The organism is Thiomicrorhabdus heinhorstiae (assembly GCF_013391765.2).
GTDB classification, from domain to species: domain Bacteria; phylum Pseudomonadota; class Gammaproteobacteria; order Thiomicrospirales; family Thiomicrospiraceae; genus Thiomicrorhabdus; species Thiomicrorhabdus heinhorstiae.
Window position 1 is genome coordinate 1 of record NZ_JACBGI020000094.1, and the last position, 304, is coordinate 304.

A 304-nucleotide genomic window follows, 5' to 3' on the forward strand; every position below is an offset into this window, starting at 1 on the left:
CATCTTTTGAAGAAGCTAAGAGAGATATTGGCAATTATTTAATGAACTACTACAACTGGCAAAGACCGCATTCTTTCAATGACGGACAACCGCCAGCAGTTACAGAAGAAAAACTTAAAAATTCGTTGAGAGCATTCAAAATTCTGTGTCAGTCTAGGGTGCTAAATATCCAGCACTCCATCTAATCTGCCTTCAAAGTGTATCGCCAGTTGCGACAGGGCGAGGTTCCAATTCTGGACAGGCATCGTCCATTTCTTGGACGCATTGAGTATGCCAGCATACAACAGCTTCAACAAGCTATTTT

The 304-nt window shown here is 41.8% G+C and carries 1 protein-coding gene and 1 pseudogene; one reads left to right on the plus strand and one right to left on the minus strand.

Annotated elements, in window-relative coordinates:
* Positions 1–185 (plus strand): hypothetical protein (locus tag H8792_RS12655; protein ID WP_407701672.1); only part of this gene is annotated, 185 nt, incomplete at its 5' end.
* Here H8792_RS12655 and H8792_RS12510 read toward each other — a convergent pair.
* Positions 162–304, minus strand: a pseudogene (locus tag H8792_RS12510) (IS256 family transposase); the annotation flags it as partial. The gene H8792_RS12655 and the pseudogene H8792_RS12510 overlap by 24 nt on opposite strands.